This is a genomic window from Pandoraea sp. PE-S2T-3, assembly GCF_002179965.1.
GTDB lineage: Bacteria > Pseudomonadota > Gammaproteobacteria > Burkholderiales > Burkholderiaceae > Pandoraea.
The window spans coordinates 468,052-490,679 of record NZ_NGUQ01000037.1 but is presented as its reverse complement, the minus strand read 5'-3'; the positions used below and the strand labels follow the sequence as shown (position 1 = coordinate 490,679).

Below are 22,628 nucleotides of genomic sequence, written 5' to 3'. Positions count from 1 at the left end.
TGGAGATTCCGGTGAAGTTTGCAATTCTGACGAGAGACGTCGCGCTTTACGAAGCCATTCGCACCAGCCTGAACACGGACGGGTCCTGTCAGCACTTCGACGACGCCGCGCAGTACGCGATTGCCGCGACGCGCATCGGTTACTCGGCGGTCCTCATCGACGCCGCGCTCGGCCCTTATGAAATGCAGGGCGTACTGGCCCGTCGCCGGGGTGCGCGGGGTGACGGGGCGCCGGTCATCTGCTTCGGCACGCCGGCATGGATGCTCGACTTCGCGTTTCGCTCAGGCTGCGACGACGTCGTGATGTATCCGGTCGACGTGGGCGAGCTTAGCGTCCGGCTGTCGCTCGCCATGCAGCGCCGCGCGACGTCAACCGCGGCGCGCAGCAACGAGATTCTGGAAGTGGGTGCCTATGTCGTCGATCGTGGCCGCGACACCGTCGCGATTCACGGTCTCGACGTACCGCTGACTGCACGCGAGTTCGCCGTGGCATGGCTGATCTTCAGCCAACCGGAGATGCGCATCAGCCGGCAGCAGATTGCCGAAGCCATCTGGGGAAGCGACGAAAAGGTAGCGGCCCGCAGTATCGAACAGCACGTCTACAAGCTGCGCAACCGGCTGGGTCTGCGAGGCGATCATGGCTTGACGCTGCGCACGGTCTACGGTGGCGGCTACACGCTGGAGCGTCAGGGCAATCGCCATACCTCGCATGTGTCGCGCCCACCGGGTGCCATCGGCACATCGCCATAACCAGGTCGCCGACCGGATGAATCCTCGGACTGCGATCGTGTCGGGCGTCCTTCACTACACATGGTCGTCGCGGCGTTGCTGACCGAGGGCGTCAGCAGCAGCGATGACAACGAGGAAGAGGATGGCTCGTCGGCCAAGAAGCGCGCACCGGCGAACGACAACAATACGGCACACGCTGTAGCAGCGGCGGCAAACGTGCCGGCCGACCACCACACCAGCGGCCGCGCACGGGGAGCGGCGAAATGGACCACGCCCGGCATGGCACCCGCCGCGAGTTCGCCGCCGAACATACGAGTGGCATGCGTGCGCACGAAACTGGCGTCGTTGGCGCTGGACGCTTTGCGCAGCAACCCATGCGTCGTGCGTCCCCGTGTCAGCGCCAGCACACTCGCCTTGAGCCCCGGTGGCACGGGGGGAGCCACGAGATCGTCGAACGCCTCGCGATACGGCAACGCCGAGGCCCGCAACGCCGCCACGCGCGCGCCCATGTCCTTCGAGCGGGCAATCGCGGCTTCGACCTGTAGACGTGCATCGTCGGACAAGGCCCCTTCTACATAGGACAGGAGCGTCTGGTCGTTGATCACCATTATTTGGATGTCTCTGCCAGCGCCGGCCGCAAGCGACGCGGCGCAATGCCGAACTGCACACCAATGGCCTGACGCGCCGCCGACAGGCGGCCGGTCACCGTCGCCACGGGCACATCGAGAATCTGGGCAGCTTCGCGATAACTGAACCCTTCGACTGCCACGAGCAGCAGTGCAATGCGCTGGGTCTGCGGCAAGCGTTCCACCGCGTCGACAATCTGCTGATGGCTGGCGTGCTCGTCGGGCAGCCCCGACACGCCATCGGCCACGTTCTCGAGCATCTCGTCGTCCCACGCCACGCCGCTGCGGCTGCGCACGTTCCGGGCACGTAATTCGTTGACCCACAATGAGTGGACGATCGAATACAGCCAGTTCAGCGGCGCACTGTCCGGACGCAAGTGGGCATCGGCCCGCTCCAGCGCCCGCACGCAGGCGCGTTGGACGAGGTCTTCCGCGTCGTGCCGGTCGCCCGTCAGACGCAAAGCGAACGTCCAGAGTTTGGGCAGCATCGGGGGTAAAAGGCTCGCGAAACTCGTGTCGCGTTCGAAGTCCAGCATCGTCATCACCAAGCGCTCGTGCAGCATGCACGGCACCGATTATTCCCGTGCGCGCGTAAAGGAAATAATAAGATTCCCTCAACAGGCGCCCTCGCCAGATTCACCTGACCTCCCGCGTCCCTGCCCTCGCCCCCATCTGCGAACGCGTTCGTTCCGCACGTCAACACCCTCAGCCCTGCCCCTAAGCGATTTCCCCTACCCGGATTCTCACGGGCTAATACAAAGTATTAGTTTTACTTAATTCGTTTTTGTTTTTAGGGCCTGAATCCCTACAATCCACAGAAATTCTTATATCGATGCATCGCTGCGCACCGGAAAACGCCCTCTCGCGCCACCGGCACGCACCGCCCGACCGGAGACAGGTTGATGAAAAAGCGTGCAGACCTCGACGTCAGATCGTTGCGGATCTTTGAAGCCGTCGCGTCGGCCGGCAGCCTCTCGGGCGCCGCCGATACGCTGGGCGTCACGCAATCGGCCATCTCGCAGGCCATCGCCCAGATCGAGCAAACCGTGGGTACGCGAGTGCTCGACCGGTCGCGCCGTCCGCTCAAGCTCACGCCGGCCGGTCTGGCGCTCTCGCGTCATGCCCGCCAGATCGTCGACGACATGGACCGCCTCATCGCGCAGGTGCAAGACGCCGATGTCGCCAGCCGTGCCGCCGTGCGCGTGGGCATGATCGACTCGTTTGCCGCCACCGTCGGCCCGTCGATCGTGCGGCAGATGTCGGGCAGCACCAGCGAACTGCTGCTCTGGTCCGGGCTGGCCAACGGACACGCGCAAGCGCTGCTCGCCCGCCAGCTCGACCTGATCGTCACCAGCGACCCCATGCACGATATGGAGCGGCTGGTACGCCGCCCGATCTTCACCGAGCCGTTCATCGTCGTGGTGCCCAAGGCGCGCGAGGCCGAGCTTGCCCAGGCCGATCTGAGCGAACTGATTCGCACCCTGCCGCTGATCCGGTTCTCGGGACGCTCGCACTTTGGTGCCGTCATCGAGCGCCATCTGCGCCGCACGGGTCACTCGCCGCGCATGCATCTGGAGATCGACACATCCGACGTGGTCATGTCGATGGTTGCCGCCGATCTGGGCTTCACGATCGCCACGCCGCTGTGTCTGTTGCAGGGACGCGCGTCGCTCTCTCAAGTGGCCGCACTGCCGCTGCCCGGCCCAGCGCTATCGCGCACGATTTATCAGGTCTCTCGCGAAGGCGAAGTCTCGGAGATGGCCTCGCAGTGCTTTCTTGCCGGGCGTCTCGCGCTGGCGCAAGAGGCATTCCCCGAGTTGCAACGCCTCATGCCATGGCTGGGCGAGCGGCTCGCCTTGTGCTGATTTCCCCTTACGTTCCTCCCCCATCGCCCGCTAATCCCATACCGCCATCACCGCAACACCCGCGCGCATCGTTCACCGCGAAATAACACATATCCAACAGGAGACACGCATGAACCCGTCACGACGCAAGTTTCTTCACACCAGCGCCGCCATGTCAGCCGTTGCCGCCACCGCCGGTCTGACCGTGCCCGGTATCGGCCGCGCGGCCGACGCCGCCACCGTCCAGTACGGCGGCTCGGCATGGCTTGGTCACTACCCTGCCTATCTCGCGATGAAGTCGGGCGCATTGACCGCTGCCGGCATCGATCAGCAATGGCAGTCGTTCGGTACGTCGTCGGCGCGCATGAGCGCGGTGCTCTCCGGCGGCATCGACATTGCCTGCACGGGCATCGTCTCGGCACTGGCGCTGATGGCGCGTGGCTCGAAGCACTTCTCGATCGTGGCCGTGCCGGAGAGCTTTGGCCGCGTTGAAGGTCTGTTCGTGCGTGAGGGCGTGAATTCGCTGCAAGACCTCAAGGGCAAGAAGCTGGGCGTGACCTTCGCGTCGAGCGCGCATCTGCTGGTGCTCGACCTGCTGGGCAACGCGGGGTTGTCGAACGACGTGACGGTGCTGAACGTGCCCGCCCCGGAAATTCCCGGCGCCATCCAGTCGGGCCAGATCGATGCCGCCGCCGCGTGGACGCCGCAGTTCAACCGCATTCGCGCCATGTCGGGAATGAAGCTGCTTGCCGACGACACGCAGTTCTCGCTCTACAAGCGCTACAACGTCACGCCCGGTCCGGACGTGCTGATCGTGCGCAATGCGTGGGCCGAGAAGAACGGCGATGTGGTGCGCAAGTACCTCAAGGTCTACTTCGACGCCTGCCAGACGCTGCGCGACAAACCGGATGAGGCCGCCCGTTCGCTGATCGGCTTGACCGGCATGTCGGCGCTCGACCAGATCGAAACGATCAAGGGCGCGGAGTGGTACACCCTCGCGCAGCAAACGCAGTTGCTCAAGTCGCCAGGCAGCTATGTCGACGGGCTTCAGCGTCTGGCGGAAATGCTCGTGACGTACAAGCAGATCGACAAGGCGCCGGCCGTGCGCCAGTGGATCAACACGTCGTATCTGTAAGCCCTGCGGCTGTGCCGTCGCGCCGGTGTTCGTGAGCCTCACGAGGCCGGCGCAAGTTCGAGGAGTCTGATTGTGAATCATCGTCAACCGTCCCGCGCCACGTTGCTCGGCGTGGGGTTTGCGTCCATCGTGGTGTTCCTGCTGGTCTGGGAACTCGCCTGCCGCACCGGGGCCATCGATCCCCTGTTCCTGCCGCCCCCGTCCGCTGTCGGCGAACGCATCATGGCCATGCTCAGCGACGGCACCCTCGTCGCCAACGTGCTCGCTTCCACGCGTCGCGTGATGACCGGCTTTATCGCCGCCACCGTCGTCGCCATTCCGCTGGGCATCATTCTCGGCACGTCGACGTACGCACGCGCCGCGTTCGATCCGATCCTGTCGTTCCTGCGCCCGCTGCCGTCGATGAGCTGGATCCCGCTCTCGCTGCTGTGGTTCGGTATCTCGGAGACGCAGAAGTACAGCATCGTGTTCATGGGCACGTTCGCCCCGGCGCTGGTCTACGTGATCGAAGCGACGCGCAACGTCGACCCGCTGCTGATTCGTGCGGCCCGCAATCTGGGCGCGGGTAACTGGCAAGTCATGCGTGAAGTGATTCTGCCCGCGAGCCTGCCGCAGATTCTCTCGGGCATGAAGATCATTCTCGGCCTGTCGTGGACGTGCGTGATCTCCGCCGAACTCGTCGCCGCGCGCGAAGGGCTGGGCTTTCTCATCATGAACGGCAAGGAGTTCTTCCAGACGGAAGTCGTCGTGCTCGGCATGGTGATGATCAGTGTCACCGTGTTGGTGACGGACGTGGTGTTTCGCGCCATCGAGCGCAAAGTGTTGAGGTGGCAGGCATGAACGATCGCATCGATTCGAAGGTTTCTCCGTCCCCGTCCCCATCCTCGCCCGCCATCGATCAAGGGCAGACGATGATCGCCATCGAAGGGATCTCCAAGCGCTATGGCGACTTTCAGGCGCTGGAGCGGGTGGACATGAACATTGCACGCGGCGAGTTCGTGGTGCTGCTCGGTGCCTCGGGTTGCGGCAAGTCGACACTGCTCAACCTGATCACCGGTTTCGACGAACCGACCACCGGGCGCATCGTCGTCGCCGGGCGTGAGGTCAAGGGCATCGATCCGCACTGCGGCATGGTCTTTCAGCAATACGCCCTGTTCCCGTGGCTCAGCGTGCTGGACAACGTGGCGTTCGGCCTGAAGATGAAGGGCATCGACAAGGCCACGCGCTATGCCACCGCGCGTCGCTATATCGAAATGGTCGGCCTCACCGGCTTTGAAGATCGTTACCCCAAGGCGCTGTCTGGCGGCATGCGCCAGCGTGTGTCGATTGCCCGCGTGCTCGCCAACGACCCCGACGTGATTCTGCTCGACGAGCCGTTTGCCGCGCTCGACGCGATGACGCGTCAGGTGTTGCAGGAAGAGCTGTTGCAGATCTATCAGAAGAGCGGCAAGACCATCGTGTTCATCACGCACTCGATCGACGAAGCGCTGATGCTCTCGACGCGCATGGTGATCATGAGCGCGCGCCCCGGGCGTGTGGCTTGCGATCTGACCAATGACCTGCCGATGCCGCGCAACGCGCAGGTGCAGCTTTCGCCCCGTTACAACGAACTCAAATCACAAATCTGGAACACCGTGCAAACGGAGGTCATGCGCAGTCTGGAGAGTCGCGCCGCCTAGGCGGCCTACCCTCACAGGCCTATCCGGCCAATCCTGCCAGTCTGGCCTGCCGCGAGAATCCCCATGCATGCCCGCATACGTATAGTCATGTCTAATCAAGTCAACGCCTCCCGATCCGCTCGCAGCAGCTTTCCCGCCTATCAGGCGGGTGCCGGCTGGAATGCTCTGCTTCCCGCCCGTGTCCCGCGCACGCAACCGCCCGTCGGGCGCAGTTTTGACGTCATCGTCATCGGCGCCGGGTTCACCGGTCTGGCGGCTGCCCGGCGCGTGGCCGAACTGCGGCCCGAGGCCAGCGTGCTGGTAATCGACGCCACCACGGCCGGCAACGGTTCGTCCGGGCGCAACTCGGGCTTTCTCATCAACCTGCCGCACAACACCGGCATGGGCGGCCACGGCAGCCCGGTGCAGGTGGCGCGCAAGCAGATCCGGCTTTACGACATCGGGTTGAAGTGGTTGCACGAGTTGATCACCACGCACGGCATTGATTGCGGCTGGAACCCGGTCGGCAAATATCACGCGGCAGCGACGCCCGACGGCGAGCAACGTCTGCGCGACACGCTGGCGCAGTATCGCGAGTGGGGCGTGTCGTTTCGCGAACTCTCTCGCGACGCACTGCAAAGCGAGATCGGCACCGACTATTACGGCTACGGCTATCACTCCGAGAACAATGTGTTCGTGCAGCCTGCGGCGCTGGTGCGCGGGCTGGCCGACACCTTGCCCGCGAATGTGCGTCTGTGGGAGAACGAGCCGGTGGTGGCGCTCGATGGCAACGGGCCGTTCACGGTCACCACAGCAACGACCCAGTTGAGCGCGGGACAGGTGATCGTGGCTAACAACGGCTTTGCGCGAAAGCTGGGCTTGGCGCGCGACCGTGTCTTCACCATCTACACCTATGCCGCGATGACCCCGGAGCTGGCGGCAGACGAACTGGCAAAGCTCGGTCCGGCGCAGGAATGGGGCGTGATTCCGGCCAATCGTCTGGGCACGACCTTGCGCAAGACGCTCGGCGGCCGCTTCGTTGTGCGCAGTGCCTATTCCTACGAGAAGGAACGCCCGATGGCCGATGTGACGGCCATGCTGACCGATTCCTATCGTCGCCGCTATCCGCAAATGGCATCACACAAGTTCGAACACGTGTGGGGCGGCGTGACAGCGCTCACCCGCAACGGTGCGCTGTACTTCGGCGAAGTGCGCAAGGGGTTGTTCACGTCGCTGGGTTGCAATGGCGCGGGCGTGCTCAAGGGCAGCATGTTCGGCAAGCTGCTGGGGGAGATGGCGTGCGGACACCAATCGCCTGAGCTTGCCGACGCGCTGGGGTTCGAGCGCCCCTCGTGGCTGCCGCCCGAGCCGATCCGGCGCGTGGCGATTGTCTCGGCGATCCAGTATCAGAAGCATCGCGCCGGGCTGGAGCGGTAATCGAGCATTGGCGTTCGGCGGTTGCCCGAACGGGGCAACCGCTTTCGTCGAAATAGCTGGCCAAGGCAGCGTGATTGCGGGCAGCAAATTCTTCGGGCTCCTTGAGTCGACGTCGATGCCATCGTGCCGACTGGCCGGATGAATCGCAACCTAGCCCGGTGTCAGTGCGCCGATGCGTAAGTGCGTTACTGATGAATTCCGGGCCGTCGCCGCCCGCAACAAGTCCGGACTACCGCCTTGCTGGAGCGGCTCTTCCGCGAACAGCCATCACGCCCCGGATGTCGGGCGCCTTGTCGGCGACCAACCGTTTGAGTCCCCTGCTCGCTTCTTCCCATGGGTGCAATCGCCGGGCCTGCGCGACCGCCAGGCCGAAGTGAGTGTTACGCCAGTTATAAAACGTTGCGTCCGAAATGTCGCGTTTTCCGCACAGATTGGCGACCGTCTCGCCGGCACCTCTTTTAGCGAAACGTTAATTCCCTCCGCCAAATTCCGACCTCTTTATAACACTACTTTTCCCATATAGTTTCCACCACGTTTCCAGCCAAATCATTGAAATTACAAAGGCAAATTTCACAAGATAGATCGAAACCCCGATACCGCATTGACTCAGTCAACCGGACTCCAGTAGCCTGAGTTCGCCGGATCTATCTAAGGCAATAAGCTTCTGGTGCGATTTGGCGGTCGCCACTGTCGATATTGATGGTGGATCATGGTTTTTATTCTATGAGGTGATTTATGAATGGAATTATTTCCCTTGACACTCTACGTTCGGCCCTAGCCAAAAAAGAAGTTCTCCAAAAGATCTTCGAATACCGCAGCATGTCCGAGTGTGGGTCCGTCTTGTGCATGCCTTACACCTCCAAATAATATAGACAATAAAGGCTGCCAAAAATGGCAGCCTTTATTTTTTATCAAAAAATTAATCTATGGCGCCCAATCAAAATGTTCGAGAGTTTGCCCCAACATCTCTTACGAATCATCTTCACACCAAGCTAGCGCATCTACCTGATATTGAGCAGAATATTCGCATTGATGAATGCTTGAAATTTCTATTTCTCACATCAATTCGAATAAAACAATATAAAAATACATATGCTGTCGTGAGTAGATTGATTGACGAAGTATGGCACGAATGTATTCTTCAAACTCAGGACTACGCGCTTCTATGTGAACGCCTCCCGGGGAAATCCTTTATCCATCACAGTTCATTGTCAGGCGGGTACCCGGAGCACGTAATGAGCTATGGAGCGGACGCCGCGGCGGATGAGCAAGTGTGGTGGCTCAAATACTACTATCTCCACTTTGGCGAGCAGACGGCCGCGTCGGCTAAGCACTGGATCGGGGTGGCATTTCTGATGGATACGTTCGACCTGTCAATTGATGACGTCAATCGTGTAGCCAGTGGGGAAGTCGTCCGGAAATCGGGGGCCCCGTGAGGCATATCCGCCTAGCAGTCGAAGAAGACTGCGATGCTGTTTTTTCGATATGCGAACGCTATATAATGCCGATTGACTCGATCGATCGCCGATGCGGGGTCGGATTTCTTCCTGAAATATTGACCAAATCAAGCATAGAGAAAATGGTCTTATCAGGACTTTGTTCTTCGATGGAGGTCGATGGCGAAATTGCGGCATTTCTGGGGATTCAACAGATCCCCTACCCTCTGCCGGCGGAGAGACACTTTCTCAGCGCGGTGCCAGTAGGCAGCCATCTATTCTGGCTTGGACCGTTCGCTGTTCATCCCGATCATCGAGGCGCGGGTTCCTCCATTCTGCGATGGACCGTTACTAGACTCAGTCATGTGTACGGGGCAGAAATTGTCTTGGTCGGACGCGTCCAGCACGAGCGAGTTTATGCGATGTACCGGAGGTTATTGGGCGTCCAAATTGCGAATGAGCGCCGCCAGGGGAATGGATTTGATCGGATATGTTGGAGTAGGCCCAACCCATCGTAAGGTGATTCGCACGCGTTCGCGATTGAGCTCGCTTGTGTTTTCGCCTCGGCAAAGACACGGGGGTCCGACGCGCACTTCTGCGGGAGCTTCATGACTTGCTCAGCGCCTGCACTAAGGCGTTGCCGAAGAGCGTGAGCGATACGCCGACGAGCATCAACGCTGCGCCCGCGAGCTTGATCGCCGACACCTGACGCGTTACCACGCCGATGAGTCCGAAGTGGTCGATGGCGAGCGACGACAACAACTGCCCGGCGATGACGAGCGCCAGCATGTTCGCCAGCCCGATGCGCGGCGCGAGCAGCACGGTGCAGAAGATCGCCCCCGCGCCTAACAGCCCGCCCGCGAAACGCCACACGGGTTGCGACGGCACGCTCGCAATGGCAGCGGCAAGGCCGCCTTTGCCAATCGCAATCGCGGCCAGCGCCACCGTGCCGATGGCAAACGAGACGAGCCCCGCTGCTACCACGTTGCCGCCAAGCCCGCCGGCAAGCTGGCTGTTGACGGCTGCCTGCACGGAAATGGCAGAGCCCGCAGCAAACGCCAGAAGAAACAGAATGAGGTTCATAGTCGCTGACTCGTTTGCCTGACGCTCATGCCTGCACCAGTTGCGGCGGCGTATCGGCAAAGATGTCCGGCGCGTAACCGACGCGTGCGAACAAGTGCGTGCGCGACGCTTCCGTCGCGTGCCTGAGTGCCTGCATGTCGAGTCCCAGCAGCTTGCCGCCCGACTTGCGAGTCCGGCCACCGACGATGACCGTGTCGACGTTACTGCGCTCCGCCGCGTGAACGATGGTCCCGATGGCGTTGTTCGACGGATAGAGATTGATGTCGTCGGCGCGAATCAGGACAAGGTCCGCCTGCTTGCCCGGCGCGAGCGAGCCGGTCGCGTGCGACAGTCCGGCGACGCGGGCGCCGTTGATGGTGGCGGTCTCCAGAATGCTGCGCACCGACACGGGGGCCGGCGCCGAGGCATCGCCTTGATATCGACGGTGCTGCGCCAAGCCGCGCTGCATGACATAGGCGGCACGCATTTCACCGAACATGTCGCCACCGTACGACGCCTCGACGTCGATGCTGATGGCGGGCGCGATGCCGTGATCGATGGCGCGCTGATAGACCGTCAGCCCTTCTTCAAGACCGTACTGTGCGTCGGAGCGCGGGCAGACGTTCACGTTCACACCGGTCTCGCGCAAGATTTCCCATTCTTCGTCGGTCAGCCCGGTGCAGTGGTTGAAGATGTTGTCCGGCCCGAGCAGACCTTCGTCACGCAATTCCGGCAGCAACTTGCCCATGTCCGCCCCCAGAAACTCGGTGACGATGCGCAAGCCCAGACGGCGCGCTTCGGCCCATGTGTCGCGATCCCATTGCGACATCATCGCCATGGTGACCAGCGCGTTGTCGTCTTCGAAGCGCTCCTGCTTGAGTCGTGCAAGGTCCTGCGGCCAGTGTTGCGCCCATGCCCCGGCTAACGGCTTGCCCGGGGCATAGACGGCGCGAATGCCCGCATCCTGAAGCGCGTCGATGGACGCATCGGAATGCGCCGGGCTGCGCGCGTTGTGCGAGTTGTCGACCAGCGTCGTGATGCCTGCGTCGAGTGCGCCGAGCGCCGTCAGGAGATTGCCGACGTACATGTCTTCCGGGCGGTAATGCGTCGCCACGGAGAAATGGGTCGAGCGCAGATAGTCGAGCAGCGTCGGTGAGTTCGGATCGAGACGACGCAACTGGCCTTCCCACGCATGGCGGTGCGAGTCGACGAAACCCGGCATCGCGATCATGTTCGACGCGTCGATGACCTCAGCGCCCTCGACCGCCTCCCCGCTCAACTCGGCGCCGATGGCGGCGATGCGCTCGCCTTCGATCAACACATCGCCGCGCGCCAGATCGCCCACGGCGGCATCCATGCTGACGATGGCGGCTCCCTTGATCAGAAGGCGCTTACCGGCAGCGACCGGCGCAAGCGGTGCCACGATGTGACGCAAGACATCCCACGACGTCGAAGGGTACGAATTGGCTGACATTATTCTTCCTGAGCGAATAATCGGCACGAGAGCGATTTCATCGTCAGGCGGTGGCACCCTGTGTGACTGGTGGCGGCCTGCCGGAAGCGAAACCCTGTCTTGCCTTTGAGGCAGGGCGCCACCGGGAATCGGACGGCGGCCCGTGATGGCGACAGGGTTCAATGTAAAGACCGGCGTGTGGCGCGACAATCACCTATACTTTTCATACTTTGTGAAGCTGGGAATACATAATGCGAGGCAGCGAATTTGCGGACATCCGGGCGTTTGTGACGGTCGCCGAGCAAGGCGCGTTTGCTCGTGCGGCGAATGCGCTGGCCGTCTCGCCGTCGGCGCTCAGTCAGACGATCCGGTCATTGGAGGAGCGTCTGGGCGTGCGTCTCTTCAACCGGACAACCCGCAGCATCAGCCTCACGGAGGCGGGCAACGCCTTGTTCGAGCGCATGCAACCGTTGCTGGCCGAGTTCAACGCTGCGCTCGATGAGGTGAATCACTATCGCGACAGCCCGGCCGGCACGCTCAAGGTCTGCGCGCCGCAAATGGCCATCATCCATTTGCTTCAGCCGATGCTCGGCGTGTTTCAGGAGAAGTACCCCGACGTCGTGCTCGATCTGACCAGCGACGAGAGCCTCGGCGACACCGTTGCGCGCGGCTTCGACGCGGGGATTCGACTCGGCCGGCACGTGGATCAGGACATGGTCGCGGTGCGCGTTGGCCCGGACCTGCGGCAAATTGCCGTCGCCTCACCCGAGTATCTGAGCAAGCATGGCCGCCCGGAAACGCCGCAAGACCTGCACCGGCACAAGTGCATCAACTGGCGTCGCGCGGGTCAGAGCGGTGTGTACAACTGGGAATTTGCGAAGGACGGGCAATGGTTCGACATTTCCGTCAAAGGCACGCTAATCGTTAACGACTGCGCGGTCGCCCTGCAAGCGGCGCTCGACGGTCTTGGCGTGACCGTCTGGACCGAAGACTGGATGAAACCGCATTTGCAGTCCGGCCGGTTGGTGCCGCTGCTTGAGGCGTGGTCGCCGCTGACGCCGGGCTTCTATCTCTATCACCCGAGCCGCGTGCGCATGCCGGCGGCACTGCGCGCATTCATCGATGTCGCGAAGACGGTGTCGATGGAAATGGCGCAGGCCAACCGGGCGCCGGTCGCCACCCCCTGAAGGCTTCGCGACCGGATCGCTTATAGCGACATCAGGAATCGCAACAGATCGGCGCGTGCCTGCGGCGACATGGCGCGAAACCGCTCTCGTGCGACCTGCCCTTCGCCGCCGTGCCACAGGATGGCTTCCTGCACCGTACGGGCGCGGCCATCGTGCAGATAGGTCGCGTCGGGATTCACCAGCGCCGCCAATCCCAGCCCCCACAACGGCGGCGTGCGCCAGTCACGCGGCCCGGCGAGAAAGTCCGGACGGCCATCTGCCAGCCCCGGCCCCATGTCGTGCAACAACAGGTCGGTGTAAGGCGATATCTCGCGATTGGCCATGGCAGCCAACGGCGGGAACGCCCCCGTGCGCACGCTGGGCGTGTGGCATGCGGCGCATCCGTTCTGCGCGAAGAGCCGCTCGCCGCGCTTGACCTGCACGTCATCGATATCGCGACGCGGTGGCACTTCCAACGTGCGCTGGAAGTATTCGATGGCGTCGAGTTGCGTGGCGCTCAGATCGGACTGGCCATCGGTCGGGGCCGCACGGCACGCGGTCTGCACTGCGGGACAAGTCTTCTCGGGAAACAGTGGCGACGTAATGCCCAGATCGCCGACGAAGGCGCTTGCGATCTGTTGACGTATCGACGGCTGATTGGCCTTCCAGCCGAAACGCCCGACGACCTGCCGCTTGGCGGCCACGTCCCACACGCGATTGACGCGCCCACGCACGCCATCCGGCAAACGGCGAGCGGCCAAGGCGTGCAGTGTCGCGTCGTCGATGGCTTCAAGCCAGCCGAGTCCGTAGACCGGAGAACCCACCCGCGCCGATGTCGTCGTGCCGTGCCCGAGCGGTCCGAACGCCAGATCGCTGAACACGAGTTGCGGCACGCGCAGGCGAACCGTTTCTCCGCCAGCCAGCCGCTCGATCCGCTCTGTGTAGCGCACGCGCACCTGCCCTTCTGCGGGTACGCCCGGAATGGCCTTGTCGCCGAGTTGATCGCCGTAGTTTGGATGCTCGCGCGGGGCGCCCGTCGGCGTGCTGCCCGGCACGCTCAAACGTACGAGCAGGCCACGAGGCGCTTCGTCCGGGCCAAGCGGCGCGTTGCCGCGTCCGAACTTCACGTGACACGCGATGCACGAGATCTGGTTGTAGACCGGACCGAGTCCGGCAATACGTCGGTCGGCTGACGGATACACCACCCAACTCTGCCGGAACAGCGAACGTCCTTCGGCAAATTGCGCGAGTGACGCGTCGTCGTCCACTACGGACGCCATCGGCATGCCGAACGCTTCGCGTGTCACGGGTGCTGTCGTGGGCGCTGTGATGGGCGCGGCAACGGATTGCGACGCGGCATCGAGCGGCGTCAGACCGCCTGCAACGCCCGTCACACTCACCATGCTCGCCACAATTGCCGACAGACGTCCTCGCCACCGGCGTTGCCCTGCCTGCGCTACTTGCCTGAACATACTGCCCCGTCGGCGAGCCATTCACGCACGTGTGCCGTGCGAGCGTTCAATGCCTGCGACCAAGTCGTCTCCAGCGCACTGGCCTTCGTCTGTGCAGCGGGGTCTTGGCGCCTACGGTCGAACGTTGATCGCAGCGCCGGATCGGCGGCCGTGCTGGCGTCGATCGGCGGCTGCGTCAGCAACGCGTGCGCCTTCTCGAGACACACGGCATCGACGCCCGCCACCGGCTTCACGGTACCGTTGCCTTCCGTGCCAGCGAGTTGATGCCAGCGTGTCCAGAGTTCGGTCAGTTCGGCCTTGCGACGCGTGAGGAATACGTCGAACAGCGCGTTGTCGAGTGAATAGCGCGCGAGGCCCAGCGTCTCCTCATACGTCACGCCTGCTGTGGCCGCGTTGGCGGCAAACGGGTCGTACGTCCCCTTCGGGGCATCGCGATACACGCTCGGGCGTACCGGGAGCTTGCGCACGTCCGGTGCGAACAGCAGCCGTTGCCCGGCGTCGGATAGCACGAAGCTGACAAACGTGCGCGCCGCGCCGAGGTGCGGCGTATCGCGCAAGATGCCGATGTGCGCCGGTGAATAGCCCGTGCCCGGCGGGTACACGAAGGTCAGCGGCGCACCATTCGCAATGGCGGAACTCGCGAAGAAATCGATGGTGACCGCTACCGAAATCGGCGTACGCATGCCATGCGACAAGCTGGCGAACGCGCCGCCTGTCTCCGCGAACACGAAGTTCGCCCCCGCCTCAGAGAGCAATGCCCAGCCCTTGTCCCAACCTTCGGCTTGCAGCACGACGTCGAGCAACGTGGGCGCGAAACCCACACGGCTCGGCACCGGGAACATGATGTGTCCGCGATAGCGCGGCAGCGTGAGGTCCTGCCACGTTTTAGGTGCGGGAAGGCCCTGACGGGCGAGCGCCGCCGGGTCGAGCATGAAGCCAAACCCGGCAATTTCCGACGCGACGAATCGCCCGTCCGGATCGGAGATGCGGAACTTGCCGACGTGAGACGGCAAGCCCGTGAGATCGACGTCGAGCTTGCGCAGGGAACCCTCCTGCCCGAGATCGGCGAAGTTGCGCACGGCGGGCGACCAATAAACGTCGACCCCGCCCTGCTTCGGGCCTTGCAGGTAGTCGTAGGCATCGCGATGCTGACGCCACAGAATTTGCAGCGCGATCTCCGGATGCTGCTTCTCGAATGCACGCTCGAAGGTCGCGACCACCTCCTCCGGATAGCTCGTGAGCACCGTCAGGGTTTCGCGTTGTGATGCACTCGCGGCCTTCGGTGGCGCGACTGTCGCCGGGGCATCGGCCGCACGGGCCGTTGCCACGACGCCGGTCATAGTCGCGAGTGTTGAAAATGCCGTGATCGCCGCGAATGCTGCCAATGCGAACGTTCGAATCGTCTTGCCTGCCACTGCCTGCATACCCTGCTCCATCAGAACGCGTAATTCAGATTCACGTAGTAGTTACGACCGGCTTCCGGGTATCCCTCGGTGTAGGCGTAGTTGCGATCGAAGATATTGCGCACGCCGAATTCCGCCGTCACGTTGTGCACCACTTTCCACGCGAGTTTTGCGTTGGCGATACCGAACCCGGCGGCCACGCGACGCCCGTCGCTCGAGCTGACGCGCGACGACGTGAATTCCGTATCGCCGCTCACCGCGACCTTCGACGTGATGTTCCACTTGCCATACAGGAACAGCTTATGGCGCGGCACATCGGTCAGCACAATCGACGGATCGCTGCGGTTCTGACGATTGATGTACGTGTAGTTGCCGCCGACTTCGATGTCGTCGCCGATCTGACTATTCACCGAGGCTTCGATACCCTGCGCCACCACATGCCCGACGTTCTGCATCTGCGTGCACGGCGGGCTGCTGCAAGCGCTGGCCGGAAGCGATGCGGCCTGAATCAGGTTGCGGATATCGCTGTAGAACAGGTTCACCGCCCCTGTGGTGCCCGGCGCGATGCGCTCGCTGTAGCCGATTTCCACGTTGGTGGCGTGCTCGGGGCGCAGGCTGGCGTTCGGGATGGCTGTGCCCATGCGATACGAGTAGCGATCCTTGATCGTGGGGAAGCGGCTCTTCTCAGCGACGCCGAGGTGCAGCTTGCCGGTCGGCGAGGTCTTGTACACCATGCCCAGTTGCGGATTCCACGCGTCGACGTTGTCTTTCGGGAACCCGATGATCTGGTTCGCGGCATTGACGTCTTCAGCACGCCGCGTGATGCGCTTGTCGTAGCTCACGCCGCCTTGCACGGCAAACCGGTCGGTGAATTCGTGGGTGTCTTCCAGACCGAACGACAGCGTGGCGTCTTCGAAATGCTGGTCCGGTTTGCCCGGATTGATTTCGTGGTGGAAGTCGTTCTTGATGTGCGCCGCGAACTTCACCGTATTGGCGGTGAAGAGCTTGGTGCCGACTTCGGCGCTTGCGCCCCACGTGTGATCGTCATACGACGAGTTGGACGATGACTTCTTGAGCTGCGTCGAATACGTGGCGTCGTCGTACATGCTCAGACCGTTTTTGTAACGGTCGTAATAGGCGCGCACTTTCAGGTAGCTGTCGCTGCCCAGTTGCGTGCGCGAGATGTAGTAGAGGCTTTCCTTGTCCCAGTACGGCCAGCGCCAGTAGCGCACGTTCTGCGTGGGGTCAGTGCCGGCGTAAGGCGGGTTGCCCTTGCTGCCGACCTGATTGATGTAGTTCAGCGAGTATTCGTCGGTCGCGTTCGGCGTGAAGCCAATTTTGACGTTGATCTTCTTGTCACGGTTGTCCGAGTTGTTGCGTCGCCCCGGGGCTTGCGCGGGGGCACCCTTGAACGCATCGGACAGCGTGTAGAAATCGCGCTCCAGATAAGAGCCGCTGACTTGGAAGTACCACAGGCCCTGATTACTGCCGAGGTTGAAGTTGCCTTGATAGCCGTTGTTGGCGAACTTGCGGTCGAACACGAGGCCGCCGCCGATGTTGCCTTCGAAGGTGCTTTGCGGACGGCGTCCGACCAGATTGATCACGCCGCCCAGCGTATTCGGACCGGCCAGCACCGTGCTGTAGCCCTTCTGGACTTCGATCGCGCCGATGTCGAAGGTGGTGAAGCGCGCGAGATCGACGTAGCCGTCGTACGAGACATAGACGGGGATGCCATCGATGAGCACCGGCACCTGACGCATGTCGAAACCGCGCACGTACACCATCTCTTCGTTGCGCGGCCCGACCTTCGAGATGTTCACGCCGGGCATCATGTCGAGGGCGGCGCCAACCGTGACGCGGTTGGCCTGCTCGATCTGGTCGGCGTCGAGCGTTTGCGTGCCGATCGGCATGCGATCGCTTTTCGCGGTCACGTCGACGCGGCCCAACTCGAATACCGGTTCTTCTACGGCATACCCCATGGTCGACGACATCGCTGCCGCCACCATCAACGGAAGCTTACGCTTCGACAACTTCTTCATCGTAAAACGCACTGCTTTGTCCCCTCTTCGTCTTGTTGTTAGTCGTTATATATCGACTTATATAACGATAGTCGCGCGAAATGCCGGACGCGAAACGACGCGCCAGAACCCTTCAGGGTCCGGTGGTGGCAAATCGGGAGCGGATCGCGCGGACGCGGTTGCGCCGTATGAAACAAACAACGGCGGAGGCAGCGTAGGGGAAAGTAAAAATCTTGGCAAGCGAATGACGACCTATGTTCATCATTCATTCGCCGTGATAGTGGTTTTCGGGACGGTCGTCAGGCATGCCAAGTAATTAACAAGGTAACAAGGCGAGGTGGTTCGGGGTGCTGAGGCGATGGCTCGGACGATACAACCGGCTCATGGGGTGGATGACGCCCCGGGTTGCACGCGTTGCAACCCGGCTTGATACACTGGCCGACTGCGGCGCCATGGCGCACTTCACTCCCCACTCGGACAGGATCACAGGATGTACATCGTCGAACTGACTTACCTGCAACCCACGAGCGCGATCGACGTGCAACTCGTAGCGCATCGTGAGTTTCTTGCCACGCAATATGCGCGCGGGTTGTTCATCGCGTCCGGCCCCAAGAACCCGCGCGACGGCGGCGTGATCGTCGTCTCCGGCAAGGTGTCTCGCGCCGAGCTCGATGCGCTCATCGCGCAGGACCCGTTCCACATTCACGGTCTGGCGGACTACCGCGTTATCGAATTTTCGCCGGTCAAATCGCACCCGCAAGTAACCGACCTGCTGTGAGGCAGCCCCGCTGACCCTGCTGAGTTTGTATCGCCATGTATCTGACGCGGGCACGGACACAAAGCGTTGCCTGCGAGCGCTGTGCAGACACATGGCCGATACAGCCGCTTAGTTCAATGCGAGAAGTCGATGTTGCAAGGGCCGGGACGTTCCCGGCACGGACATCGTTTTCGCGTCGATCCATGGCGCATTACTCGTTACTCAGTACTCAGCGGAGGCACCTCATGACCCAACTCGACAAAGTTCTCTACACCGGCCGCACCCACACCACCTCGGGCGGACGCGACGGCACTGCACGCAGCGACGACGGACGGCTCGATATCGCCCTGTCGTCGCCCGGCACCAAGGGCACCGGCACGAATCCCGAGCAATTGTTCGCGGCTGGCTGGTCGGCATGCTTCATTGGTGCCATCGGGTTGGCGGCGCAAGCTGCCAAGGTGGCGCTGCCGGAAGATTTGTCGGTCGATGCCGAGGTCGACCTTGGCCGTGTGGGCGATGGGTATGCGCTGCAAGCGCGTCTTAATGTGAGCATGCCCGGCGTGCCGCGAGACACGGCGCAGGCTTTGGTGGATGCCGCGCATAACACCTGCCCGTACTCGAAGGCCACGCGCGGGAATATTGGCGTGACGATTACGCTGGTGTGATGTGGGATCGTTCGGTGCTGTTTCCCGTTGAGTGGTTGATGGGGAGGTGGCACCGGACGGCTTTATTGCGGCGTTGCTGGAAACACAAAGGGCGGGACGACATATTTTTCATGTCGTCCCGCCCTTTTTTGTTTCGGGTGGCTGCCGCGGCGTGAGCGACAGCCGTTTCCTGCGTTTCGAAACTTGTGGTTGCTCACGCCCCCTTGTACAGCGTCATGTTCAGGTGATCGATCTGACCTGACGTTTCAGCTGCGACGAGCTGGTTGTGGACCTGCGAAGCGCTCAGTGCCGGACCGTTTTCCGGCGTCCAGTGTGCCGCTTGCACAGCATTGCCAGTGCTCGTGAGTACGTCGTTCGTGCCAGCAGCAAACGCCACGCCTGCGGTGCCAAGGGTAGCGAGGGTAACAGCGATCATCAGTGCTTTCATGGTGATTCTCCAAAAGGTTCAAATAGAGCAACGCCCGGATCGTGGGCTGCTTTGCGATACCACCGCATCGATCCGCCGTTGTTGCTATTTAAACTTCGGGAGGTATCTGCCGTTTGTCTGGGAAGGTGTCGGGTGTTAGTGGATGTAGCGGTGGGGGTGCGGGACACATGGGGATACAAATCAGACAGCAGGACGCTATGATTCCCCCTCTCGGTCAAGAACCCGCCTTACGGAACAGAGTGCACGTGATGAAACAAAGAAAAACTAACAACGACAAACTTGCCGTTAAGCAGTCCAAGCTTTCCGAAAAGCTCTTGGATAAGCTCAGCTCTCAGGAGCGTGACGAGCTATTGGACTGGGCCATTGAGTTTTATGCGGCCAAAGATACGAGCCAAGTTGCACTGAGAGCAAGATTTCCCGATTTTGATTTGAGCAAAGAAACCGAGCCAGAGCAGTGGCAAGACATATGGGGATATAAAGACCTATATCAGGTTTCCAATCTTGGGAACATCACTAACAAAAAAACCGGAAAAATGCTGTCTCAGTCCGTACTTTCCGCAGGCCACAGACAAGTTGGATTATTTAACAAGAACGGAAAACGAAAATCTCATTACGTGCATCGTTTGGTTGCAAAAGCGTGGGTCACGCCGGGAAATTCGCACGAGGTTGTTATCAATCACAAGAATGGGAATCCGGCAGACAATCGTGCATCAAATCTTGAGTGGTTGAGGCAAAAAGAAAATATCACCCAACCCGAAAAAGAAATAAGGCGGCTAGAACGATTGAAGAAAATCGCCGAACCGACCAAAACACTTAAGTCCGCCAGAAAGAAATTGGCAGAAAACTATGCTCGCTTCCTAGCGAGTGATACTGGTGCGAGTTGATGAGTGTCGCCATTGGCGTCAGAAGAAACGTCCAGCCCCCTACTCCACCCGCAACCCGTGCCTCAACCGCCCGGCGCGCTTATACGCTTTAACCACCGTACTCACATCACAAGACAGCACCCCCTCCAGCGCACCAATTCGCTCGGTAGAAACCATCCACAGGTCATGGATGTCATGACACAACACGTGCCAGAACAACTGCGTGTTGCCACTGGTGCCGAACAGGCAGCGCGTGTGCTTGTCCTTCGCCAGTTCCATCGCGATGCATTCGGCTTGTCCCGGGCGGGTCTGCACCGACAGAATTGCCTCAACACCGTAACCCACAAGCGAAGGCTCAAGCTCAACACGGAACGTCAGCACATGGCGTTCAACCAGCCCGCTAATCATTCGCTGCACTTTGGGCTCGCTAACACCGCAAGCTTCCGCCAGCACGCCCAAACTGGCCCGTCCGTCTGACGCCAGCACCGCCAGCAAACGTGTCTCTTCGGCATTGAGTTCGAAGCGTCCATCACCCGGCGGCACAGGTTCCACTGGTACCGAGCCGTCAATGCGCCAGCGGCTCGCGCGCCGGAACGAACGCAGCACGATGCGGGACTCCACCTGCCTTAATCCCGGCACCTGCGGCAGCACCCGCACCACCAGATCTGACAACTGGTCCTGACTCTGCGTATTGATCTCAGCGAACAAGTCCGACGCGCCAGTCGTCGCCAGCACCACCTGCGTCTGCGGCAGGCTCGCGAGATGGCAGGCGACCTGCTGCTCCTTGCCGTTTTCCACCTGTAACCAAGCGTGCAGCACCGGGCCGCTGCCGCCCGCCACCGGGTCCAGTTCGCCGATCACCTTGGCATAGCCACCTTCCATCAGTCGCTGCAACCGACGCGACAGCGTGCGCTCCGGCACGTCGCAGGTAGCGCTCAGATCGCGCCACGTCCCGCGCGGGTTGACCTGAAGCGCCGCCAGACACGCCAGATCGGTGGCGTCGATCTCGACATTCCCTTCTTCTGACAAAGTCTCCACACGATTGTCCATATTCGATGTAGCATTCATACTAAATGTCGATATTAAACGTAATTTGGCATTTCAAAGACAAAATTCAACAACCGAACAGAGACAAGGGCTCCTTCCATGACCCAAGCAACCTCGATGGCTCCCCCGGTGCGGGCCGAGGCATCCAACGCACGCAAGATTGCCGCGGGCAGCATCGGCAACGCCGTGGAATGGTTCGACTGGACCATCTATGCGTCTTTCGCAGTGTTCTTCTCCGGGCAGTTCTTCCCGAAGACCGATGAGACAGCCTCGCTGCTCGCAACCTTCGCCATTTTTGCCGTGGGCTTCTTCATGCGCCCCGTCGGCGGCTGGGCACTGGGCATCTTCTCGGACCGCTACGGTCGTAAGGCTGCGCTCGCGGCCACCATTCTAATGATGGCCGGCGGCTCGCTGATCATCGGCATCACGCCGACCTACGAAACCATCGGCCTCGCCGCGCCTGTGTTGCTCGTGATCGCGCGACTGATCCAAGGTCTGTCGCTGGGCGGTGAGTATGCATCGGCTTCGACGTTCCTTGCCGAGATGGCGCCCAACCACCGCCGTGGTTTCTTCTCCAGTTTCGCGTTCTTCAGCTCGGCAGCCGGCATCCTCATTGCCTCGGCCATCGGCTGGGCGCTCACCACCTATCTCTCCGTCGATCAGATGAAGGAGTTTGGCTGGCGCATCCCGTTCCTGCTGGGCGCGCTGGGTGGCTTGGCCGGCATGTGGCTGCGCACCTCCATCCCTGAGACGGAAGCCTCCGCCGAGCAACTCAAGCAGCAACCCGTCAAGCAACCGCTGCGCACGCTGCTGCGCGAGTACCCGCGCGAAACGCTGCGCATCATCGGTTTCTCCGTGCTGACGACGTTCGCGTTCTACTTGTTTGTCGCCTATGTGCCGACCTATGCGATCCGCGCGTTGCACGCCGACTCCCGGGTCGCCTTCGGTGCCAACACCATCGCGATGATCGTGTTCATGCTGCTGCACCCGCTGCTCGGCATGCTCTCCGACCGCATTGGCCGCAAGCCGCAGCTCATCGTGTTCGCCGCTGGCTACCTGCTGTTCTTCTACCCGGTCATCACCAGCATGCAGCCGACGTTCGCCTCGATCTTGGCGGTGGAGTTGTTCGGTCTGGTGTTGTACGCACTGTATACGTCGATCGCGCCCGCCATCATGTCGGAACAATTCCCGACCCGCGTGCGCGCCGTCGGTATTGGCGCCCCGTACAACTTCATGGTGGCCCTGCTGGGCGGCACGACGCCTTACCTGCTGACGTGGCTGCAAAGCATCGGCCAAGAACGCTGGTTCTTCTACTACGTGCTGGCAGGCGCAGTCATCACGCTGCTCACGTTCATCCGCATGCCGGAAACCAATGGCCGGCCGCTGAAGTAACGCGACCATCGCGAATATCGCGACGCCAGCCTTCCGCCC

The 22,628-nt window shown here is 61.6% G+C and carries 23 protein-coding genes and 1 pseudogene; 14 read left to right on the top strand and 10 right to left on the bottom strand.

Features of this window, described 5'->3' with window-relative positions:
* Positions 1 to 11 precede the first annotated feature (11 nt).
* Entirely contained in the window at positions 12 to 749 is a 738-nt protein-coding gene (locus CDV46_RS24470; protein ID WP_087725555.1) for a response regulator transcription factor, read from the top strand.
* On the opposite strand, the gene CDV46_RS24465 is transcribed toward CDV46_RS24470, so the two are convergent.
* Positions 686 to 1,336 carry an anti-sigma factor family protein gene (locus CDV46_RS24465; RefSeq protein ID WP_087725553.1) on the bottom strand — a complete coding sequence of 217 codons (651 nt, stop codon included), beginning with the start codon at positions 1,334 to 1,336 and terminating at the stop codon, positions 686 to 688. The two genes, CDV46_RS24470 and CDV46_RS24465, sit on opposite strands and share 64 nt — an antisense overlap.
* A complete protein-coding gene (locus tag CDV46_RS24460) occupies positions 1,336 to 1,917 on the bottom strand; it encodes an RNA polymerase sigma factor (RefSeq protein ID WP_249277465.1) in 582 nt (193 codons plus the stop codon). Before CDV46_RS24460 ends, CDV46_RS24465 begins: the two co-directional genes overlap by 1 nt.
* A 339-nt stretch (positions 1,918 to 2,256) precedes the next feature.
* Between CDV46_RS24460 and CDV46_RS24455 the strand changes: the two genes are divergently transcribed.
* The 5 genes from CDV46_RS24455 to CDV46_RS24435 all read left to right on the top strand — a co-directional run bounded on the left by CDV46_RS24455 (position 2,257) and on the right by CDV46_RS24435 (position 7,428).
* Complete coding sequence (locus CDV46_RS24455) at positions 2,257 to 3,219, top strand: LysR family transcriptional regulator (protein ID WP_087687691.1); 963 nt, start codon at positions 2,257 to 2,259, stop codon at positions 3,217 to 3,219.
* 109 nt (positions 3,220 to 3,328) lie between these two features.
* Positions 3,329 to 4,333 carry an ABC transporter substrate-binding protein gene (locus CDV46_RS24450; protein ID WP_087687692.1) on the top strand — a complete coding sequence of 335 codons (1,005 nt, stop codon included), beginning with the start codon at positions 3,329 to 3,331 and terminating at the stop codon, positions 4,331 to 4,333.
* A gap of 72 nt (positions 4,334 to 4,405) precedes the next feature.
* Positions 4,406 to 5,173, top strand: coding sequence for an ABC transporter permease (locus CDV46_RS24445; RefSeq protein WP_058378525.1), 768 nt, complete (start codon positions 4,406 to 4,408; stop codon positions 5,171 to 5,173).
* Between the two features lie 71 nt (positions 5,174 to 5,244).
* Positions 5,245 to 6,012, top strand: coding sequence for an ABC transporter ATP-binding protein (locus CDV46_RS24440; protein WP_087726075.1), 768 nt, complete (start codon positions 5,245 to 5,247; stop codon positions 6,010 to 6,012).
* 87 nt (positions 6,013 to 6,099) lie between these two features.
* Positions 6,100 to 7,428, top strand: a complete 1,329-nt coding sequence (locus tag CDV46_RS24435; RefSeq protein ID WP_087725549.1) for an NAD(P)/FAD-dependent oxidoreductase — start codon at positions 6,100 to 6,102, stop codon at positions 7,426 to 7,428.
* Positions 7,429 to 7,657: 229 nt separating this feature from the next.
* Here the strand turns inward: CDV46_RS24435 and CDV46_RS27690 are convergent.
* Positions 7,658 to 7,867: pseudogene (locus tag CDV46_RS27690) on the bottom strand (transposase); the annotation flags it as partial.
* Between the two features lie 796 nt (positions 7,868 to 8,663).
* Here CDV46_RS27690 and CDV46_RS24425 point away from each other — a divergent pair.
* Both CDV46_RS24425 and CDV46_RS27685 read left to right on the top strand, forming a co-directional pair.
* The gene (locus tag CDV46_RS24425) at positions 8,664 to 8,864 is read left to right on the top strand and encodes a hypothetical protein (RefSeq protein WP_087725544.1); all 201 of its coding nucleotides are present in this window, start codon (positions 8,664 to 8,666) and stop codon (positions 8,862 to 8,864) included.
* Between the two features lie 65 nt (positions 8,865 to 8,929).
* Positions 8,930 to 9,382: a GNAT family N-acetyltransferase gene (locus tag CDV46_RS27685; RefSeq protein ID WP_369597124.1), complete on the top strand. Its 453-nt coding sequence runs from the start codon at positions 8,930 to 8,932 to the stop codon at positions 9,380 to 9,382.
* An 88-nt stretch (positions 9,383 to 9,470) separates the two neighbouring features.
* On the opposite strand, the gene CDV46_RS24420 is transcribed toward CDV46_RS27685, so the two are convergent.
* Positions 9,471 to 9,947 (bottom strand): DMT family transporter, encoded by a 477-nt coding sequence (locus CDV46_RS24420; RefSeq protein ID WP_087725542.1) that lies wholly within the window; start codon positions 9,945 to 9,947, stop codon positions 9,471 to 9,473.
* A gap of 25 nt (positions 9,948 to 9,972) precedes the next feature.
* On the bottom strand, positions 9,973 to 11,400 hold the full coding sequence (locus CDV46_RS24415; protein ID WP_087725540.1) for an amidohydrolase family protein: 1,428 nt from the start codon (positions 11,398 to 11,400) through the stop codon (positions 9,973 to 9,975).
* 230 nt (positions 11,401 to 11,630) lie between these two features.
* Between CDV46_RS24415 and CDV46_RS24410 the strand changes: the two genes are divergently transcribed.
* A complete protein-coding gene (locus CDV46_RS24410; RefSeq protein WP_087725538.1) occupies positions 11,631 to 12,566 on the top strand; it encodes a LysR family transcriptional regulator in 936 nt (311 codons plus the stop codon).
* 20 nt (positions 12,567 to 12,586) lie between these two features.
* On the opposite strand, the gene CDV46_RS24405 is transcribed toward CDV46_RS24410, so the two are convergent.
* From CDV46_RS24405 to CDV46_RS24395, 3 genes are read right to left on the bottom strand one after another with little or no spacing between them, the layout of a single operon-like run.
* Positions 12,587 to 14,017 carry a di-heme oxidoreductase family protein gene (locus CDV46_RS24405; RefSeq protein WP_254916208.1) on the bottom strand — a complete coding sequence of 477 codons (1,431 nt, stop codon included), beginning with the start codon at positions 14,015 to 14,017 and terminating at the stop codon, positions 12,587 to 12,589.
* On the bottom strand, positions 14,002 to 15,441 hold the full coding sequence (locus CDV46_RS24400) for an ABC transporter substrate-binding protein (RefSeq protein ID WP_176399178.1): 1,440 nt from the start codon (positions 15,439 to 15,441) through the stop codon (positions 14,002 to 14,004). The genes CDV46_RS24405 and CDV46_RS24400 overlap by 16 nt, the downstream gene beginning before the upstream one ends.
* Before the next feature lie 11 nt (positions 15,442 to 15,452).
* Positions 15,453 to 17,411: a TonB-dependent receptor plug domain-containing protein gene (locus CDV46_RS24395; RefSeq protein ID WP_254916207.1), complete on the bottom strand. Its 1,959-nt coding sequence runs from the start codon at positions 17,409 to 17,411 to the stop codon at positions 15,453 to 15,455.
* Here CDV46_RS24395 and CDV46_RS27235 point away from each other — a divergent pair.
* The 3 genes from CDV46_RS27235 to CDV46_RS24385 all read left to right on the top strand — a co-directional run bounded on the left by CDV46_RS27235 (position 17,398) and on the right by CDV46_RS24385 (position 18,860).
* Positions 17,398 to 17,754, top strand: a complete 357-nt coding sequence (locus CDV46_RS27235; RefSeq protein WP_176399160.1) for a hypothetical protein — start codon at positions 17,398 to 17,400, stop codon at positions 17,752 to 17,754. The genes CDV46_RS24395 and CDV46_RS27235 overlap by 14 nt on opposite strands.
* A gap of 174 nt (positions 17,755 to 17,928) precedes the next feature.
* Positions 17,929 to 18,216 (top strand): YciI family protein, encoded by a 288-nt coding sequence (locus CDV46_RS24390; RefSeq protein ID WP_087725531.1) that lies wholly within the window; start codon positions 17,929 to 17,931, stop codon positions 18,214 to 18,216.
* 224 nt (positions 18,217 to 18,440) lie between these two features.
* Positions 18,441 to 18,860, top strand: coding sequence for an organic hydroperoxide resistance protein (locus CDV46_RS24385; protein ID WP_087687703.1), 420 nt, complete (start codon positions 18,441 to 18,443; stop codon positions 18,858 to 18,860).
* A gap of 193 nt (positions 18,861 to 19,053) precedes the next feature.
* On the opposite strand, the gene CDV46_RS24380 is transcribed toward CDV46_RS24385, so the two are convergent.
* Positions 19,054 to 19,287, bottom strand: coding sequence for a hypothetical protein (locus tag CDV46_RS24380; RefSeq protein WP_087687704.1), 234 nt, complete (start codon positions 19,285 to 19,287; stop codon positions 19,054 to 19,056).
* A 248-nt stretch (positions 19,288 to 19,535) separates the two neighbouring features.
* Here CDV46_RS24380 and CDV46_RS24375 point away from each other — a divergent pair, with 248 nt between their 5' ends.
* Positions 19,536 to 20,171, top strand: coding sequence for an NUMOD4 domain-containing protein (locus CDV46_RS24375; RefSeq protein ID WP_176399177.1), 636 nt, complete (start codon positions 19,536 to 19,538; stop codon positions 20,169 to 20,171).
* A gap of 39 nt (positions 20,172 to 20,210) precedes the next feature.
* Here CDV46_RS24375 and CDV46_RS24370 read toward each other — a convergent pair whose 3' ends face one another.
* Positions 20,211 to 21,188 (bottom strand): Lrp/AsnC family transcriptional regulator, encoded by a 978-nt coding sequence (locus tag CDV46_RS24370; protein ID WP_254916206.1) that lies wholly within the window; start codon positions 21,186 to 21,188, stop codon positions 20,211 to 20,213.
* A 108-nt stretch (positions 21,189 to 21,296) separates the two neighbouring features.
* On the opposite strand from CDV46_RS24370, the gene CDV46_RS24365 reads away from it, so the two are divergent.
* A complete protein-coding gene (locus CDV46_RS24365) occupies positions 21,297 to 22,589 on the top strand; it encodes an MFS transporter (protein WP_087725526.1) in 1,293 nt (430 codons plus the stop codon).
* Positions 22,590 to 22,628 lie beyond the last annotated feature (39 nt).